The following is a 15759-nucleotide window of genomic DNA, read 5'->3' on the forward strand; positions in this document are numbered from 1 at the left end:
CCGGTCAGGCGCGCGCTGCCCGGCGGCCGAGCGCCAGGCAGAGGGCGGCCAGCGGCAGTTCGACGCAGCCGGCCATCACCACGGCGGCGAGCAGCGGCAGGCCAGTGCCGGCGGTGCCGACGTCGGCGAGGGCGTCGCCGGCGAGCAGCAGCGCCACCGCGCAGGCGGGCCGGATCGCGGCCCGGCTGCGGCGTCGCAGCAGCGCGTCGAGCGAGATCAGGGCGGCGAGTTCGAGCAGGTCGAGGACGACCCACGAGGTCTCGTGGCCGACGGCAAGCACCGCCAGCCAGGGAAGCAGCGCGAGGGCCGCGAAGGCGGGCACCCGCTCGGTCCACGCGGGCAGCGCCGGGGCGCCATGGCGAGTGGGGGAGCACGGCAGCGCCCCCAGAACGGCGGTGCTCATCGCTGACCCCCGGCCGTGCCGACCGGCGCACCCCGCCGACGGCCGCGGACTCGCGCCAGCGGCTGCCGCTCGCGGCCGCCCGCATGCTCCACCAGCACCCCGCCGAACCGCCCCCGCGCCCAGGCGATCCAGAACTCCCCGGCCACCGTGATGACTTCGGGCACCTCGACGGCCCGGCCGCCGGCCCGCCGCAGCCACCCGCCGGTGAATCGCACGGCGGGCGCCGCACCGCCCTGCGGCAGCCGCCCCCAGGCCAGCCCGTACCGCCCCCGCGCACCGGGGACGGCGCAGCGCCGGGCGCCGCGCAGCAGCTGCGGGGTGAGCCGGGCCGCGACCAGGACGTCCAGCAGCTCGCCGTGCTCGTACACCTCCAGTGCCGCGCGCCCCCGCGTCGCCCGGACGCTGCGCACCGCCCACGGCCCGCGCGGCCCGGCGGGCCCGGCCGGGTCGGACGGACCGACCGGCAGCGGACCTTCGGCGTCGGCCGCGCCGGTGCCCGGGGCGGGCCGCCCGTGGGGCGGCGTGGCGGAGTGCGATGCAGTGCTCGTCATGCCGTCAAGACTTCCGCGCACCACCCCCCGGCGTCGGTAGTGTGCCGCCCCGAATCGGGGGTGTACCTGGGTACACCCCCGCTCTCCAGCTCCCTTCATGGCGTCAGTCGATCTTCGGGCTCTACGCTGTCGGCCATGCCCTCCACCCCGCTGCGCCGTGCGCTCGCCAGGAGCGCCGAGCGGCCGCCGTGGTCGGCCGCCGCCTGGCGCGACACCCGCTTCATAGCCGCCGGCATCCCGCTGGCCGTGCCGATCTGGCTGGCCTGTCTCACCCCGAAGGCCTTCCTGCCGGTCACCGCCCTGACCCTGCTCTGCCTGCGGCTGCTGACGGCGGCCCAGCGCGGTCGTCTGCGCACCCTGCGCGGGGTCGAGGTGCCGGTGCTGCTGCAGTCCGCGGACACCCCGGCGGGCCTGCTGACCAGGCTGCGCACCGGGGTGAGCTGGCGTCAGGTCGGCTACCACCTGCTGGCCGGACCGCTGTTGGCGCTGGGCGCGCTGGGGGTGCTGTACGCGTGGGGCGCGGGCCTGGTCATGGCGACCGTGTACGGCTGGGTCTGGCTGATGCCGCCGGGCAACCCGCTGCGGTCGCAGTGGGCCGGGGCGAACGCCCTGTACACCGTGAGCGGTGTGCTGCTGCTGGCCGTGACGCCGTGGGTGGTGGCCCTGCTGGCCCGGTTGGAGGAGCTCGCGGCCCACCGGCTGCTCGGCCCGGGCCGGACGGAGACGCTGGAGCGCCGGGTCGAGGAGATCACCGAGAGCCGGGCGGGCCTGGTCGACGCCGTCGACGCCGAGCGCCGCCGGATCGAGCGCGATCTGCACGACGGCGCCCAGCAGCGGCTCACGTCGCTGGCGATGAACCTGGGTCTGGCCCGGCGCACCCTCAAGGACGTGGCGCCCGAGGTCATGCAGGTGATCGTGGACGCGCACGAGGAGGCCCAGGCCGCCATCGACGAACTGCGCGACCTGGTCCGCGGACTGCACCCGGCCGTCCTGGAGGACCGCGGCCTGGACGCGGCGCTGTCCGGCATCGCCGCCCGCGCCCCGCTGCCGGTCCGGCTGGACGTCGCCCTGGTCGAGCCGATCGCCCCGACCGTCGAGGCGGTCGCGTACTTCACCGTCTCCGAGGCGCTGACCAACGTCGCCAAGCACGCCCGCGCCACCCGGGTCGACCTCTCGGTCCGGACGGTCGGCGGCCGGCTGCTCCTGGTCGTCAGCGACGACGGCGTCGGTGGCGCGGACGCCTCGCGCGGCACCGGGCTGACCGGCCTGCGCAAGCGCGCCGCCTCGGTCGACGGCTCGCTGTCCGTTCTCAGCCCCCTCGGGGGTCCCACCACCATCACCGTGGAGTTGCCGTGCGTGCTGTGATCGCCGAGGACTCGGTCCTGCTGAGGGTCGGTCTGGTCAAGGTCCTGGAGGCGGTGGGCTTCGAGGTGGCCGCCGCCGTGGGGGACGCCGAGGAGCTGCTCGCCGCGGTGGAGGAGCACCGGCCGGGGGTGGTGGTGGCGGACGTCCGGATGCCGCCCGGCTTCACGGACGAGGGCGTCCGGGCGGCGCTGATGATCCGCCGGCAGTGGCCCGAGGTGGCGGTGCTGCTGCTCTCCCAGTACGTCGAGGAGCGGTACGCGGCCGACCTGCTGGCCACCAACACCAGCGGGGTGGGCTATCTGCTCAAGCAGCGGGTGGCCAATGTGGACGACTTCGTGGACGCCTTGCAGCGGGTCGCCGAGGGCGGCACCGCGCTGGACCCGGAGGTGGTCGCCCAGCTGCTGGTCCGCCGCCACCGGGACCCGCTGGAGAAGCTGACCCCGCGCGAGCGGGACGTGCTGGGACTGATGGCGGAGGGCCGCTCGAACGCGGCGATCGCCGCCGCCCTGGTGGTCAGCGACAGCGCGGTGGCCAAGCACATCAGCTCCATCTTCACCAAGCTCGACCTGCCGCCCGCGGACGCCAGCCACCGCCGGGTGCTCGCGGTGCTGCGGTTCCTGGAGGTCGGGTAGCGGTGGCGGAGGACCGGACGGCGATCCGCGGGCACCGTGCCTGGCGGATCACCGGGACGTCGGTGGTGGCGCTGGCCGTCGTGTGCGGCGGCGCGCAGACCTGGGGTCTGGTGGTGCAGCAGCAGCGGACGTCCGACCGCTCGTACCCGGTCGCGGCGACCAGGGTGCACCTGGACACCGGCTCCGCGGCGGTGCAGATCAGGCCCGGGCAGCCCGGCCGGGTGCTGGTGACCGAGCATCTGGACTGGACGGTGCGCAGCCCCAGGGTCGAGACCGTCTTCGACGGCGACGTGCTCAACGTCAGGATGCGTTGCAACCAGGTGGTGCCGGTGGTGGACCTCGGCTGCGGTGCCGTGATCGAGCTGGAGGTGCCGCCGACGGCCGCGGTGGACGGCGGGGGCTCCTCCGGGAGCATCGACATCAAGGGCCTGAGCGGGGACGTCCGGGTGGCGGCCACCTCGGGGGCGGTCCAGCTGAGCGGGCTCTCCGGGCCGGTGTACGCGCGGACGACGTCCGGGGCGGTGCGGGCCACCGGCCTCACCTCCGCCCGGGTCGAGGTGCACGCCACCTCCGGCGCGGTCGACCTGGGCTTCGCGGGCCCGCCGCACGCGGTGGCGGTCGGGGTGACCTCGGGTGAGGTGTCGCTGGCCCTGCCGCAGGGCTCGGGCTACCGCTTCGGCGTCGACCGCGGGTCGGGCAACGGCCATATCGATCCGAGGCTGTCCAACCCCGCCAGCCCGGACACCGTCCAGGTCACGTCCACCTCCGGGGCGCTGAGCGTGAACCCCGTCGACGGCTGAGCGGACGGGCCGGGCGGACGGCCGAAGGGCCGATCCGCGGGTGGGGGACAATGAAGAGTCCCGAATCCCCGTCCCCGAGGTCAGCCGCGCATGACAGTCACGCCCGCACCCACCGCGACCGCCGCCGAGTTCGCGCCGCTGACCATCGGCCCGATGCAGGTGTGGCCGCCCGTCGTGCTGGCACCGATGGCCGGCATCACCAACGCGCCGTTCCGCACGCTCTGCCGTGAGCAGAGCGGCGGCAAGGGCCTGTACGTCTCCGAGATGATCACCACCCGGGCCCTGGTCGAGCGCAACGCCAAGACCATGCAGCTGATCAGGTTCGACGCGAGCGAGAAGCCGCGTTCGATCCAGCTCTACGGGGTGGACCCGGTGACCGTCGGCAAGGCGGCCCGGATGATCGCCGACGAGAACCTGGCCGACCACATCGACCTCAACTTCGGCTGCCCCGTCCCCAAGGTGACCCGCAAGGGCGGCGGCTCGGCGCTGCCGTACAAGCGCAACCTGCTGCGCGAGATCCTCCGCGAGGCCGTCGCCAACGCCGGGGCCCTCCCGGTGACCATGAAGATGCGCAAGGGCATCGACGACGACCACCTCACCTTCCTGGACGCCGGCCGGATCGGCGCGGAGGAGGGCGTCTCCGCGATCGCCCTGCACGGCCGCACCGCGGCCCAGCACTACGGCGGCACCGCGGACTGGTCGGCGATCGCCCGGCTGCGCGAATCCGTCCCGGCGCACATCCCGGTGCTCGGCAACGGGGACATCTGGTCGGCGGACGACGCGGTGCGGATGATGCGCGAGACCGGCTGCGACGGCGTGGTGGTCGGCCGCGGCTGCCTGGGCCGGCCGTGGCTGTTCAAGGACCTGGTGGCGATCTTCGAGGGCGAGACGGACTACGCCCGCCCGAGCTTCGCCGACGTGGCGCGGGCCATGGTGCGCCACGCGCAGCTGCTCGGCGAGTGGCTGGGGGACGAGGCGCGCGGCGTGATCGACTTCCGCAAGCACGTGGCCTGGTACACCAAGGGCTTCTCGGTCGGCTCCGAGCTGCGGGTACGGCTGGCCAACTCCTCCTCGCTGGCCGGACTGGCCGAAACCCTCGCCCAGGTGGAGCAGTCCCAGCTCTGGCCGGCCGGCGCGGACGGCCCTCGGGGGCGCACCAGCGGCAACAACCGGGTGGTTCTCCCGGAAGGCTGGTTGGACGATCCGTACGACTGCGCTCTGCCCAGTGCGGACGCCGAATCGGACACCTCCGGCGGATGATCTGTCCGTAGTGGAGAAAACACCCATCGACCGGTGATTGCCGCCGCGTCCCAGCCCTCTTGTCCTATCTGGCCAAGAGGGCTCCTTTTTGGTGCATCAATGTCACGGAAACAGGCAAACGTCCGCACGGAGTGCGACGATCGGCGGAGGAGGACTACGCCCGACCCGCGAGATGCGCTCGTGACGCTGGCCACATACGGTGGCGACTGACGGTCACTCAGGGGACGAAATGGCCACATCGGCGGTGAATCGCTTCCCGAAGGGGAGTGGCGCGGATCGGCCGGTCCGGGTGCAGGAAATCAAGCCGGGGCAACACGGTGGACCGCCGACCGCTACCCTCCGTCCCGTTCGTGTGATCTTCCGGTTTCCTTGCCTTCAAGAGTTGAAGGCAAGCTCGCGTCATCCGGACGATTTCACCAACAGAGGTGAACGCCTTTATGTGCATTCGATCTGCCGGGTTACCGCTGAGTACTGGCCTCGTACGGCCTATTGGCGGCGCAAAAGCGCCTTCGAAATGGGTATGTTCTCCGGCGTCAGGCCAACCGTGTGCGAGGAGACCGACCCGTGCCGTCGCAGCAGAAGTTTGTTTACTCCTTCACCGAAGGAAACAAGGACCTCAAGGATCTTCTTGGCGGCAAGGGCGCGAACCTGGCCGAGATGACCAACCTGGGTCTCCCCGTCCCTCCGGGGTTCACCATCACCACCGAGGCCTGCAAGGTCTTCCTGGAGACCGGCAGCGAGCCGGCCTCCCTGCACGAGGAGATCAGCGCCCACCTGGACGCGCTCGAGCAGGAGATGGGCAAGAAGCTCGGCCAGGCCGACAACCCGCTCCTGGTCTCGGTCCGCTCCGGGGCCAAGTTCTCCATGCCCGGCATGATGGACACCGTCCTGAACATCGGTCTCTCCGACGCCTCGGTGGTCGGCCTGGTCGCGCAGTCCGGCAACGAGCGTTTCGCCTGGGACTCCTACCGCCGCCTGGTCCAGATGTTCGGCAAGACCGTGCTGGGCGTCGACGGCGAGCTGTTCGAGGAGGCCCTGGACGAGGCCAAGCACGCCAAGGGCACCACCAACGACCTGGTCCTGGACGCTTCCGACCTCCGGGAACTGGTCGAGGTGTTCAAGGGCATCGTCGAGCGCGAGACCGGCCGGGCCTTCCCGCAGGACCCGCGCGAGCAGATGGACCTCGCCGTCCACGCCGTCTTCCACTCCTGGAACGGCGACCGGGCGCGGCTCTACCGCCGGCAGGAGCGCATCCCGAACGACCTGGGCACGGCGGTCAACGTCTGCTCCATGGTCTTCGGCAACCTCGGCGAGGACTCCGGCACCGGTGTCGCCTTCACGCGTGACCCCTCCACGGGCGCCGTCGGCGTCTACGGCGACTACCTCTCCAACGCCCAGGGCGAGGACGTCGTCGCCGGCATCCGCAACACCCTGCCGCTCGCCGATCTGGAGCAGCTCGACAAGAAGTCGTACGACGAGCTGATGGCGATCATGCAGAAGCTCGAGAACCACTACCGCGACCTCTGTGACATCGAGTTCACCATCGAGCGCGGCAAGCTCTGGATGCTCCAGACCCGCGTGGGCAAGCGCACCGCCGCCGCGGCCTTCCGGATCGCCGTCCAGCTGGTCGACCAGGGCCTGATCGACCTGGACGAGGCCCTGATGCGGGTCACCGGTGGCCAGCTCTCGCAGCTGATGTTCCCGCGGTTCGCCCCCGACGCCACCTCCAAGCAGATCGCCTGGGGCCTCGCCGCCTCGCCCGGCGCCGCGATCGGCAAGATCGTCTTCGACTCCTACACCGCGGTGAAGTGGTCCCGCTCCGGCGAGAAGGTCATCCTGGTCCGCCGCGAGACCAATCCGGACGACCTGGACGGCATGATCGCCGCCGAGGGCATCCTCACCTCGCGCGGTGGCAAGACCTCGCACGCCGCCGTCGTCGCCCGCGGCATGGGCAAGACCTGTGTCTGCGGTGCCGAGGAGCTCGAGGTCGACACCAAGCGCCGCCGGATGACCACCTCCGACGGCCTGGTGCTGGAGGAGGGGGACGTCGTCTCCATCGACGGCGCCACCGGCAAGGTCTACCTCGGCGAGGTACCCGTGCTGCCGTCCCCGGTGGTCGAGTACTTCGAGGGCACCCTGCACGCCGGCGCCGACGTCCAGGGCGGCCTCGTCCAGGCCGTGCACCGGCTGATGTCGCACGCCGACGGTCGCCGCCGGCTCGCCGTGCGGGCCAACGCCGACAACGCCGAGGACGGCGGGCGCGCCCGCCGCTACGGCGCCCAGGGCATCGGCCTCTGCCGCACCGAGCACATGTTCCTCGGCGAGGAGCGCCGCAAGGAGGTCGAGCACCTGATCCTGGCGGACAACGACAAGGACCGCGAGCTCGCGCTCTCCACCCTGCTGCCGCTGCAGAAGGGCGACTTCCTGGAGCTCTTCCAGGCGATGGACGGGCTGCCGGTCACCGTCCGCCTGCTCGACCCGCCGCTGCACGAGTTCCTGCCCGACATCACCGAGCTGTCGGTGCGCGTCGCCCTCGCCGAGGCCCGCAAGGACCCGAACGAGAACGACCTGCGCCTGCTCCAGGCGGTGCACAAGCTGCACGAGCAGAACCCGATGCTCGGCCTGCGCGGCGTCCGCCTCGGCCTGGTCATCCCCGGCCTGTTCGGCATGCAGGTCCGCGCCATCGCCGAGGCCGCCGCCGAGCGCAAGCTGGCCGGCGGGGACCCGCGTCCCGAGGTGATGATCCCGCTGGTCGGCACCGTCCAGGAGCTGGAGCTGGTCCGCGACGAGTGCGAGCGCGTGCTCGCCGAGGTCGCCCAGTCCACCGGCGTGCAGCTGGACATCAAGCTCGGCACCATGATCGAGCTGCCGCGCGCCGCCGTGACGGCCGGCCAGATCGCCGAGGCCGCCGAGTTCTTCTCCTTCGGCACCAACGACCTCACCCAGACCGTGTGGGGCTTCTCCCGGGACGACGTGGAGGCCTCGTTCTTCACGGCCTACCTGGAGAAGGGCATCTTCGGGGTCTCCCCGTTCGAGACCATCGACCGCGACGGCGTCGGCTCGCTCGTCAAGCACGCCGTCGAGGCCGGCCGGGCCACCCGCCCCGACCTCAAGCTCGGCGTCTGCGGCGAGCACGGCGGCGACCCGGAGTCGGTGCACTTCTTCCACGAGGTGGGGCTGGACTACGTCTCCTGCTCCCCCTTCCGGATCCCGGTGGCGCGCCTTGAGGCCGGCCGCGCCGCCATCGAGACCGCGGGCAGCGACTCGCGCTGAGGCGGGTAGGCGCCCTCCTCGCCAGGCATCGGCGAGGAGGGCCCGTCCGACCACGGCGCGGTCCCGTCGCTGACCGTATCCCTCCCGCTCGGGAGGGCGTACACCGGAGCTCGGCGCAGGAGAACCGGCGTACGTAACGCAGCCGGGGCGGGAACGGACAACGGCGTCCGTTCCTGCCCCGGCCGCTTCTTTCGTGGCGCCCTTCCCGCGGCGCCTGGCCGAGGCCACGCGTGTGGCCGCCCGGCCGCGGCCGGGCCTGCTGCCAAGCTGGAGCGCATGACCAGCAAGAACCGCCTGTTCGTCCTCGTGGCCGCCCTGATCTGCGCGATCGCCGCCGCGGGCGGGTGCGCGCTCTCGGGCAACGGGACGAGCCACCCGAAGGCGGCCGCCTCCACGAGCCCGGCCTCCGTCGCGAGTCCGGGCGCCCCCAAGCCTTCGGCACCCCGGCCGTCCGCCCCGGTGTCGTCCGCCCCGGCATCGTCCGCACCCGGGCCGTCGTCACCGGCCGCCACCTGGGTTCCCACCGACCCCGCGCTCGCCGACGTCTGCCGCACCAAGCTGCCCAGCCAGGCCCGCGACACCCTCGGCCTGATCGCCAAGGGCGGCCCGTACCCGTACCGCTCCGACGGCATCGTCTTCGAGAACCGGGAGAACCGCCTCCCGCGCAAGGGCTCCGGCTACTACCACGAGTTCACCGTCGTCACCCCCGGCTCCGGCGACCGCGGCACCCGACGCGTCGTCACGGGCGACGCCGGCGAGCAGTACTGGACGGCCGACCACTACGGCACCTTCCAGGAGATCGACGCGCGCTGCTGAGAGGCCTGTCGGGCTGAGGGTTTCCGGTGCGGCTGTCCTGCCGAACCGGGATCCTTGCCGAACAGAGAGGCCTGCGGCGTTGGAAGTCCTGCGGTTTCGAGAGTACTTTCCAAGTTGGAATGCAGATGCCATAGTGGAACCGGCGAGAGCGCGGTGCCCTCGCGCAGACTCCAGGGGGACTCCATGAGCAGTGCCGAACCCGTCCGGCCCGACGACCTTCCCGCCGCCGAGGCGCTGCGCCTCGCCCTGCGGGCCCAGGCGGCCGCCCAGACGCCGCGCTCCCTGCCCGCGTGGTTCGGCCCGGCCTTCGCGGTCTCCTTCGCGCTCTACGGGACGGGAGTCGGCCAGGCCGCCCACGCGCACCTGGCCTGGCCGAGCACCGCGCTGGCCGTGGCCTTCGCCGCGCTGACCGGCTGCCTGGTCGCGGTCGCCGCCCGCAGCGGCGGCATCGTGCACCGGCTGGAGCCCGTCTTCGGGCATCTTGTCCGCCGGGCGTTCCTGCAGCTGGTCGGGGCGGCGCTGGCGGCGGCGGGGCTCGCCTTCGCACTCGGCGGCGATGCCCGCTGGGTGGGCGCGGCGGTGGGGATCACGGCCGGCGCGGTGTTCTGGGCGACGGTGGTGTGGCTGAACGCCCGCATCCGGCGCGAGCTCGGGGCGCGCTGATGCCCGCCGCGCTCGACCCGCTGCTCCAGCATCCGACCAGGCTCACCGTCCTCGCCTTCCTGAGCGCCTGCGCGGAGGCCGAGTTCGGCGCCGTCCGGGACCACTGCGAGGTCTCCGACTCGGTGCTCAGCAAGGCCGCGGCCGCGCTGGAGGAGGCAGGCTACGTGGCGGTGAAGAAGGGCTACGTCGGCAAGCGCCCGCGGACCTGGCTCGCCGCCACCAAGGCCGGGCGTGCGGCCCTGGCCGGCCATCTCGCCGAACTCCAGCGCCTGGTGGCCGCCGCGGAGGCCGCCGGAGCCGAACACGAGGGCCGGTAGGGGGAGTTCGCCGGCCCGTCGCCACCGCCTACCCCTTTCGCCTGCTGCCTGCCGCCTGCCGCCTGCCGCCTGCCGCCTGCCGCCTTTCGCCCGCCGATGGCGTTGGCTTCGGCGCCCGGGAGGCCGCCCGCCCGGGAGGCTGCCCGGCCAGGGGTATGCCCGCGGCTTCACCGGGCCCGGCGCCAGCTGATCCGGGCGTGCGGGTCGTGCGGCCCGGTGGCGAGCAGGATGGCCAACTCCTGTGGCGGGGGAGCCGGTTCGCGCCGCAGCCGGACGGGGGTGGTGCGGACGACCGGCAGGCCGGCGGCGGTGAGCCGGTTGGCCCGGGCGAGGCCGCGTTCGCGGTCGGCCGGGCGCAGGTGCCAGACGCGGGAGCCGATCTCCAGCGCCACGCAGGCCTCGGGCCGGTGGGCGTCCGGGACAGCGAGGAAGCGGCCGTCAGAAGAGAGCACCGGGTTCCAGAGCGGCTCGGGCAGGCCCGCCCCGCGCACCAGCTCCCGGGCCTCGCCCTCCACCGCCGAGCGCACCCCGGCCGCGAGTTCCTCCACCACCTGGGCGACGTGGGGCAGTTCGAGTGCACCGGGCCGGTTGATCGGCAGCAGCGGGGCGAGGAGGTCGGGCGCGGGTCATGCCCGGGTGCTTCCCGCCGGGTCGGAGGTATGCGGAACATCGCCCGCCGGGGGAGCCGACGGGAACCGGGTTGACGGGCGCCGGACGGGCCGCTGAGCTGGGGCGCGATGATGACACTTCACAGCGGCCCGGCGCTCGACGCGCTGAACGGCCTCTCCGTCGGCGACGCCCTCGGCGCCCAGTTCTTCGTACCCGACACCGCCGCGGCCCACTTCGCCGCCCGCACCGCCCCGCCCGCTCCCTGGCCCTGGACCGACGACACCGAGATGGCCTGCTCGGTCCACGCGGCCCGGGCCGAGCGCGGCGCGATCGACACCTTCGACCTCACCTGGTCCTTCGCCCGCCGGCACGACTTCGACCGCGGCTACGGCCCGGCGGCCAACCGGCTGCTCCGGCTGGTCCGCGAGGGCGGCGACGCCGAGGCCCTGGCCGCCGAACTCTTCGACGGACAGGGCTCGTACGGAAACGGCGCCGCCATGCGGGTGGCGCCGCTGGGTGCGCTGTACGCCGACGATCCGGCCGAGGCGGTGGGGCCGGCCGCGGACACCGCGGTGATCACCCACACCCACCCGCAGGCCGTGGACGGCGCGATCGCCGTCGCGGTGGCCGCCGCCTACGCGGTACGGGCGCGGACCAGGACCATCACGCCGAACAGCTTCCTGGCGGCGGTCGCCGCGCTGACCCCGCGGGGGGCCGTCCACGACGGCCTGACCGAGGCGATCGGCCTGCTCGCCGAGCCGGACCTGAAGGTCGCGGCCAAGGCGCTCGGCAACGGCAGCCGGACCAGCGCCGCCGACACCGTCCCCTATGCGCTCTGGTGTGCGGCCCGCCGGCTCACGGACTACCCGGCCGCGGTCTGGGAGGCGATCGGCGCCGGCGGGGACATGGACACCGTCGCCGCCATCACCGGCGGAGTGGTCGCCGCGTACACCGGCACGACCGGCATCCCCGCCGCGTGGATGGCCGCCCGCGAGGTGCTTCCCGAGTGGGCCTTCCCGGCACCGCGCAGGGTGGCCGCCGCTCCGGTGGACCGGACGTACCTGAAGCCGCTCCTGCTGCCGCGCCGCTGTCCGGTGCCGGACGTGGTCTGGACCGAGGAGGAATGGCAGCAGATCAGAGCCGGACTGCGCTCCCGGGAGATGGAGCAGAAGTGGGAGTCCTACACCGCCGAGGGCGTCCTGCACCTGCACCGGAGCTGGACCGGCTTCGCCGTGTGGAACGTCCGGGTGGCTCCGGTGCCGGGCGGTGGCTGGCGGCCCGTGTCGGCGCTGGTCGAGGCGCACCCCGACCGGTACAAGGGTGTGCCCGATGCCGAGGAGCTCGCGATGATCCTCGGCTTGGCCGCCAGGGGCTACTCGCACTGAGCCGGTGCCGAGCGGCGGCCTCCCGCGGCCGCCGCCCTACCGGGAGCCGGTGACCCCCGGCTCGTGACTCCCGGGCCGTGACCCTCAGGCCGTGATCAGCTGCCCGGCGCCGCCGCCGCCGTGTCTAAGGCACTCCTGGTTGATCGCCCGGTCAGGGGCGCTCGGCGAGGTGGCGGCGGCGATCCGGAGCTCGATGATGTCCCGTACGGCGGGCCACTCGGAGTCGAGGATCGAGTAGAACGCGGTGGAGCGCACCACCCCGTCCAGTCCGCGCGAGTGCGCCCGGCGGACGCCCTCGGAGGTGGCGCCGAGCCGCTCGATGGCCGCCCGGGAGCGCATGTTGCGGGCGTCCGCGCGCATCGAGATCCGCTGCACGCCCCACTCCTCGAAGGCGTACCGCAGCATCAGCAGCTTCGCCTCGGTGTTGATGCCGGTGCCCTGGGCGCGCGGCGAGAGCCAGGTGTTGCCGATCTCGGCGGCGTCCGGGACGGCCGTGGCGGGGTCGCCGAACGGCACGCCGGGCACCGGCGGCCAGACGACCGGGCCCTGCCAGTAGTCGAGTTCCAGGAACCGGGTGGAGCCGACGACCCGGCCGTCGGCGACGCTCACCGTCGCGAACGGCAGCGACCGGCCCGCGGACTGGTCGGCAAGGGCGCGCGCGATGTAGTCGCGGGCCGCTTCCAGGCCGTGCGGGACGGGCGTGAAGGCGTAGGTCGTACGGTCCTCGGCGCCGGCCTTGGCGATGGCCTCGGCGTGGTGCGCGGCGAGGGGCTCCAGCCGCACGGTGCGGCCGGTGAGGATGACAGGTACGGGCACGGAACCTTCGGTCCTTCATCGGTCGGAGGGTGCGTCCCGTGCCGGGGTGCGGCGCGGGACGCAGGGACTTCGCCCCGGCTCCGGAGACCGCCCGTCCATGCCCGTGCACGCCGGAGGCCGGTCGAGCGGGGTGGGGGCGGCGGCCCGGAGGCGGGCAGCGCGGTGCCGGAACGGACACGGGTCGACGGACCGGTCCGGCGGGATGAGCGAGGGGACAGTGTGCGTCCGCGAGATGGCCGAGGAGGAAACGAGAGCGCGAAGGGAAGCAGGCGGCCAGATGAAGGCAAGATGCGTCGTGGGTGGCTGGCCGAACACCGGGCCGGGTCGTGATCGACGGCGTTACGGACGACGTGACGACGACGCGACGATGCGAGGCAGCGAGAGGACGATACCCGCCAGAAGGCGGTGCGTCACTTCGCCGCACACGAATGGGCGCGCCGGTCTGCCGCCGACGCCTCCGGAAGGGCCTGTGGGCGCCCGTGACCAGCGCTTTTCCATCCGGGTGCGATCATGGTCGGGACGGCACTCCGGCGAGCCGCGGAGGGCACTCCGGCGGGCCGCCGGGCGTTCACCGGTGCAGTGGCGGTCCGACGCCGGGCCAGGGCGGGAATTCCGGCGGGGCCCGGCACGCTGCAGACGAGGAGAAGCCGGTACGAGTCGACGAGTAGAGAACGGGGTTGGGTGCGCGGTGCGTGATCCCCAGGCGCTGTACGAGCTGGATCAGCAGGGCGTGGCCGCCGTGGCCGCGGCGAACGCCGCGTTGGCCGACACCGGCGCCGGTTTGGTGCTGCTCCACCACTTCGAGGGCTTCATGGATGCCGGTGAGGCCGGCGGCCAGGTGGTGGCCCACCTGTTGGAGCAGGGTTCGCCGCAGGTGGTGGCCCGTTTCGACCACGACCGCCTGGTGGACTACCGGGCCCGCCGCCCGGCGATGCTCTTCGACCGTGAGCACTGGTCCTCCTACGACCCGCCGGAGATCCTGCTCCAGCTCGTCCACGACGCGGCCGGCGCGCCCTTCCTGCTGCTCACCGGTCCCGAGCCGGACGTCGAGTGGGAGCGCTTCTCCGCGGCCGTGCGCGGGCTGGTCGAGCAGTTCGAGGTCCGGCTGACGCTGGACTTCCACGGCATCCCGATGGGCGTGCCGCACACCCGCCCGGTCGGCCTGACGCCGCACGGCAACCGGCTGGACCTCGCGGCCGGGTACCCGCAGTGGTTCGAGCAGGCCCAGGTGCCCGGCAGCGCACAGGCGCTGCTGGAGTACCGGCTCGCCGAGGCCGGGCACGACGTGCTGGGCTTCGCCGTGCACGTGCCGCACTACGTGGCGCGCTCGGAGTACCCGGCGGCGGCGGTGCTGATCCTGGAGGCGGTGCAGTCGGCCACCGGCCTGGTGCTGCCGGGCACCCGGCTGCGCGAGCGGGTCGGCGAGGTCTACGCCGACATCGAGGAGCAGCTGGCCCAGGGGGACGGCGAGACGCGCTCGGCGATCCGCGGTATGGAGGGCCAGTACGACGCGGTGGCGGGCGCCGAGGGCCGGGAGAGCCTGCTGGCCGAGCCGGTCGACCTGCCGTCGGCGGACGAACTGGGCCGGCGCTTCGAGCAGTTCCTCGCCGAGCACGAGCGCGGCCCCGAGTAGGACGGGCGCGGCCCCGAACGGGACGGGTGCGGCTCCGGGCGGGCCGCATGCCGGGCGCGCCTCGGGCTGCAAGAATCACCGGACGGGCGGGAGTCATCCGACACCGCTCGTTCGTTGGCGAGTGAGGTGCCCGGGGGACGGGCCGCCGCAGGGAGAGACGTCGCCGTTCCGACCCCCGGGGGGATTCCATGCCGGTGCCCACACGTGGGGCTGCTCGTCCACGTTCGGCCGCTCGTCCGGCGGCCGGGCGGGCCGCTGTTCTTGCCACCGGGCTGGCCGTGCTGCTGGCCGGTTGCAGCGGCGGGGGCGGAGCGAACGGCCCCGGCGCGTCGGACGCCCCGCGCCCGGTGCGGGCCACCCCGACCCCGACGCCCACCCCGACACCGACACCTGCCGGCCCGTACGTCGCCCTCGGGGACTCCTACACCTCGGGCCTGAAGATCGCCCCGCAGGTGGGGGAGCCGAAGGGCTGCGCCCGCTCGGCGGTCAACTACCCGTCTCTGGTGGCCAGGTCGCTGGGACTGGCGGACGGCCAGTTCCACGACGTCAGTTGCAGCGGTGCCCGCACCGGCGACCTGACGGACTCCCAGCAGACCGACGGCGGGGCCAACCCGCCCCAGCTGGACGCCCTCTCCCCGGCCACCCGGCTGGTCACGGTAGGGATCGGCGGCAATGACGCCGGGTTCATGGAGGTCGTCGGCCAGTGCGCCAAGGAGAACCTGGCCGACGCGGTGAAGGGCTTGATCGGCTCGACCCGGGCCGAGGCGCCGTGCCGGGAGCACTATTCCACCCCCGGCGGCGCTGCCGACCAGGTGCAGCGCAAGGTCGACGCGGCCGGCGAGCAGCTGGGCCGGGTGCTCCAGGAGGTCAAGCGCCGATCCCCGCAGGCCCGGGTGTACGTGGTCGGCTATCCGGCGCTGCTGCCCGCCGACCCGGCGGGTTGTGTGCCGGTGCTCGGCAGTACCGTCGCCGCGGCCGACCTGGGGTTCCTGGCAGAGAAGGAACAGCAGCTGAACGCGATGCTCAAGGGCCGCGCGGAGTCGGCCGGCGCGGTCTTCGTGGACGCCGCCGCCCCCTCGGCCGGCCACGACATGTGCGCCGGCGCGGCCAACCGCTGGGTGGAGCCGCCCTTCCCGGCATCCGGCCTGGCGGCGATCCACCCCAACGCCAAGGGGCAGGAGGGCGTGGCCGCCGCCGTCCTCAAGGCCGTCCGCGGCTGACCGCCCTGGGCCCCGG

15 protein-coding genes are annotated in these 15759 nt (G+C 73.6%); 11 read left to right on the forward strand and 4 right to left on the reverse strand.

The features are described 5' to 3' along the window. Positions 1 to 4: 4 nt before the first annotated feature. Together OG286_RS26935 and OG286_RS26940 are read right to left on the reverse strand one after the other, a co-directional pair. Entirely contained in the window at positions 5 to 403 is a 399-nt protein-coding gene (locus tag OG286_RS26935; protein WP_396323249.1) for a hypothetical protein, read from the reverse strand. After that, on the reverse strand, positions 400 to 954 hold the full coding sequence (locus OG286_RS26940) for a hypothetical protein (RefSeq protein ID WP_396323250.1): 555 nt from the start codon (positions 952 to 954) through the stop codon (positions 400 to 402). The genes OG286_RS26935 and OG286_RS26940 overlap by 4 nt, the downstream gene beginning before the upstream one ends. A gap of 135 nt (positions 955 to 1089) precedes the next feature. Between OG286_RS26940 and OG286_RS26945 the strand changes: the two genes are divergently transcribed. The 8 genes from OG286_RS26945 (at position 1090) to OG286_RS26980 (ending at position 10080) form a co-directional block, all read left to right on the forward strand. Beyond that, positions 1090 to 2319 (forward strand): histidine kinase, encoded by a 1230-nt coding sequence (locus OG286_RS26945; RefSeq protein WP_396323251.1) that lies wholly within the window; start codon positions 1090 to 1092, stop codon positions 2317 to 2319. After that, positions 2307 to 2951: a response regulator gene (locus OG286_RS26950; protein WP_396323252.1), complete on the forward strand. Its 645-nt coding sequence runs from the start codon at positions 2307 to 2309 to the stop codon at positions 2949 to 2951. Before OG286_RS26945 ends, OG286_RS26950 begins: the two co-directional genes overlap by 13 nt. A 2-nt stretch (positions 2952 to 2953) precedes the next feature. Further along, positions 2954 to 3751, forward strand: a complete 798-nt coding sequence (locus OG286_RS26955) for a DUF4097 family beta strand repeat-containing protein (RefSeq protein WP_396323253.1) — start codon at positions 2954 to 2956, stop codon at positions 3749 to 3751. 90 nt (positions 3752 to 3841) lie between these two features. Then, a complete protein-coding gene (gene dusB, locus OG286_RS26960; protein WP_396323254.1) occupies positions 3842 to 5011 on the forward strand; it encodes a tRNA dihydrouridine synthase DusB in 1170 nt (389 codons plus the stop codon). A 564-nt stretch (positions 5012 to 5575) separates the two neighbouring features. Further along, a complete protein-coding gene (gene ppdK, locus OG286_RS26965) occupies positions 5576 to 8284 on the forward strand; it encodes a pyruvate, phosphate dikinase (protein ID WP_405365827.1) in 2709 nt (902 codons plus the stop codon). A gap of 276 nt (positions 8285 to 8560) precedes the next feature. Beyond that, a complete protein-coding gene (locus tag OG286_RS26970; RefSeq protein ID WP_396323256.1) occupies positions 8561 to 9100 on the forward strand; it encodes a ribonuclease domain-containing protein in 540 nt (179 codons plus the stop codon). A gap of 183 nt (positions 9101 to 9283) precedes the next feature. Beyond that, on the forward strand, positions 9284 to 9763 hold the full coding sequence (locus OG286_RS26975) for a hypothetical protein (RefSeq protein WP_396323257.1): 480 nt from the start codon (positions 9284 to 9286) through the stop codon (positions 9761 to 9763). After that, entirely contained in the window at positions 9763 to 10080 is a 318-nt protein-coding gene (locus OG286_RS26980) for a transcriptional regulator (RefSeq protein WP_396323258.1), read from the forward strand. Before OG286_RS26975 ends, OG286_RS26980 begins: the two co-directional genes overlap by 1 nt. Positions 10081 to 10247: 167 nt before the next feature. Here the strand turns inward: OG286_RS26980 and OG286_RS26985 are convergent, their stop codons facing one another. Further along, positions 10248 to 10631, reverse strand: coding sequence for a hypothetical protein (locus OG286_RS26985; RefSeq protein ID WP_405359742.1), 384 nt, complete (start codon positions 10629 to 10631; stop codon positions 10248 to 10250). Between the two features lie 186 nt (positions 10632 to 10817). Here OG286_RS26985 and OG286_RS26990 point away from each other — a divergent pair, with 186 nt between their 5' ends. After that, the gene (locus OG286_RS26990) at positions 10818 to 12074 is read left to right on the forward strand and encodes an ADP-ribosylglycohydrolase family protein (protein WP_405359740.1); all 1257 of its coding nucleotides are present in this window, start codon (positions 10818 to 10820) and stop codon (positions 12072 to 12074) included. Between the two features lie 84 nt (positions 12075 to 12158). Here the strand turns inward: OG286_RS26990 and OG286_RS26995 are convergent, their stop codons facing one another. Then, complete coding sequence (locus tag OG286_RS26995; protein ID WP_405359738.1) at positions 12159 to 12890, reverse strand: GNAT family N-acetyltransferase; 732 nt, start codon at positions 12888 to 12890, stop codon at positions 12159 to 12161. Positions 12891 to 13578: 688 nt separating this feature from the next. Here OG286_RS26995 and OG286_RS27000 point away from each other — a divergent pair. Beyond that, positions 13579 to 14523, forward strand: coding sequence for a PAC2 family protein (locus tag OG286_RS27000; protein ID WP_396323262.1), 945 nt, complete (start codon positions 13579 to 13581; stop codon positions 14521 to 14523). 278 nt (positions 14524 to 14801) lie between these two features. Beyond that, positions 14802 to 15743 (forward strand): SGNH/GDSL hydrolase family protein, encoded by a 942-nt coding sequence (locus OG286_RS27005; RefSeq protein WP_396323263.1) that lies wholly within the window; start codon positions 14802 to 14804, stop codon positions 15741 to 15743. Positions 15744 to 15759: the final 16 nt, after the last annotated feature.

The sequence above is a fragment of the Kitasatospora sp. NBC_00039 genome, from assembly GCF_045160625.1.
In the GTDB taxonomy this organism is placed as follows: domain Bacteria; phylum Actinomycetota; class Actinomycetes; order Streptomycetales; family Streptomycetaceae; genus Kitasatospora.